Here is a 2,350-nt window from a genome sequence, read left to right on the forward strand (position 1 = left end):
GCCCCCGCCCTGTCCACCGCCGCCTTTCGCGATGGCATGGCCGCACTGGCGAGCGCCATCAGCATCGTCACCACCGATGGCCCGGGGGGCGCGCATGGCTTTACCGCGTCGGCCGTGTGCAGCGTGTCCGACACGCCGCCGACCGTGCTGGTGTGCATCAACCGCACCGCCAGCGCGCATCCGCATATCGTGCGCCACGGGGTGCTGGCGATCAATGTGCTGCATGCGGGGCAGTCCGCCCTGTCGGACCGTTTCGCCAGCCGCCGTTACACGATGGCCGAACGCTTTGCGGGCGCCACGTGGCGGCGCGGGGCGACCGGCGCGCCACTGCTGGAGGGGGCACTTGCCAGCCTTGACTGCCGCATCAGCGATGTCCGCGATGTCGGCACGCATGCGGTGGCGTTCGCCCATGTCATCGCCATCACCCACGCCACGGAGGCCACGCCGCCCGCGCTGCTGTGGTTCAGGCGTGGCTATGGCCGGGCTTCACAGGATGGGGAGGATGCTTTTCGGGCTTGAAATGGCGCGCGGGCGGGCATAGAAGGGTCGCCAGCATCAGGAGTTGGGGCGACGCCCAACGCCAACCTGCCGTTCCGGGCAAGGTGGCGCTTCCGCAAGGAAGGATGTGGCCGGACCCGGCAACCAAACGGATCAAGCCACACGCGTTCGTCCCGACAAGACGTAGTTGGAGCACGAACGTAAATGCCGATCAGGATTCCCGACGATCTTCCCGCCCGCGCCACGCTGGAACGCGAAGGCGTCATGGTCATGGGCGAGGCCGACGCCATCCGCCAGGATGTGCGGCCCCTGCGGATCGGGCTTCTGAACCTGATGCCCAACAAGATCTGCACCGAAACCCAGATCGCCCGCCTGATCGGGGCGACGCCGCTGCAGGTCGAACTGACGCTGGTGCGCATCAGCGGCCATGTCCCGCGCCATACCTCCGCCGACCACATGACCTCGTTCTACCGCGCGTGGGAAGATGTGCGCGCCGAACGCTTCGACGGGTTCATCATCACCGGCGCCCCGGTGGAACGCCTGTCATTTTCCGATGTCACCTACTGGGACGAACTGCGCCGCGTGTTCGACTGGACCCAGACGAACGTGCACCGATGTCTCAACATCTGCTGGGCGGCGCAGGCGGCGGTGCATCATTTCCATGGCATGCCCAAACACTGCCTGCCGCAAAAGGCGTTCGGGGTGTACGGGCATCGCGTGCTGGTGCCCGCGTCGCCCTACCTCGTCGGGTTTTCCGATGATGTCTGCGTGCCCGTTTCCCGCTGGACCGAGGTGCGGCGCGAGGACATCCCCGCCCACAGCGGCATGACCGTCCTGGCCGAAAGCGCGCAGACGGGGCTGTGCCTGCTTGATGACCCGTCGCACCATTCGCTGCACATGTTCAACCACCTGGAATATGATTCCACGTCGCTGGCCGACGAGTATTTCCGCGATATCGAGGCCGGGATGGACATTGGCGTGCCCTACAACTACTTCCCCGATGACGATCCCACCCGCGCGCCGATCAACCGCTGGCGCAGCCATGCGCACCTGCTGGCGGGGAACTGGATCAACCGCATCTACCAGACCACGCCGTTCGACATCACCCGCATCGGCCGCCCCCACGCCGGAAGCCCGCGCGTGCGCGAACCCGTCGCCGCAGGACCGGCATAAGCGGCCAGCACACCCTGATTCGTTAAAAGTCATGGTTTCCAAAGGGCAATGCCCTTTGGTGGGGGTTCGGGGGCAAAGCCCCTGAGGCAGTCGCAACGCGCACCATCCGGGCTCCGCCCGGACCCGGCAGGGATCGCGATCCCTGCACCCTGATTCGTTAAAATACCGGTTTCCAACGGGCAATGTCCCTTTGGCGGGGAGGCGGGGCGCAACTGCGCCCGGGCACCGCGCGTTCGTGTGGGACAGCCCGGTGCGCCCCGTGGCCATGCGGGTGTCCGGTCTTCGGACAAGGGAGTTCCTCACCATGACCCGACCGACACACACCATCACGCTACCCGCCCTTGCACTGGCGCTGTCATGCGCCCTGCCGGTGGCGGCCGCACAGGCCCAGCCCACGCCGGGGGCCACGGTCCCGAACAGCCCGACACAGGACATGCCGGACAAGGCGGCGACCGACCGCAGTGGCCAGTCCTCCATCCAGAACCATTCCGAACGGGTGCAGCGCAAGCCTGCGTCCGACTACAACAACGCGCCCTACCTCCAGGACCACCAGGCGCTGGGGGACAAGGCGCGGCAGTCGCGCATGTCGCACGGGAAATCCCCCACCAGCGAGGAATATATTCCCCCCGGCATGAACGCCCCGAACGTGCAGCGTGACCCCGCGCAGCCCCCGCCCGAC

At 67.0% G+C, this 2,350-nt stretch carries 3 protein-coding genes and 1 riboswitch; all 3 genes read left to right on the forward strand.

The window, feature by feature from the left end; genetic code table 11:
* Positions 1-9 precede the first annotated feature (9 nt).
* Positions 10-519, forward strand: a complete 510-nt coding sequence (locus HNH97_RS16625) for a flavin reductase (protein WP_171791632.1) — start codon at positions 10-12, stop codon at positions 517-519.
* A 28-nt stretch (positions 520-547) separates the two neighbouring features.
* Positions 548-656: riboswitch (SAM-I-IV-variant riboswitch) on the forward strand.
* Positions 657-702: 46 nt separating this feature from the next.
* A complete protein-coding gene (locus tag HNH97_RS16630) occupies positions 703-1,671 on the forward strand; it encodes a homoserine O-succinyltransferase (protein WP_171791631.1) in 969 nt (322 codons plus the stop codon).
* A 304-nt stretch (positions 1,672-1,975) separates the two neighbouring features.
* The coding region (locus tag HNH97_RS16635; RefSeq protein ID WP_110914605.1) for a hypothetical protein at positions 1,976-2,350 on the forward strand (375 nt) is incomplete at its 3' end.

Origin of the sequence: Gluconacetobacter entanii (assembly GCF_013155425.1) — a bacterium.
Taxonomy (GTDB): Bacteria; Pseudomonadota; Alphaproteobacteria; order Acetobacterales; family Acetobacteraceae; genus Novacetimonas; species Novacetimonas entanii.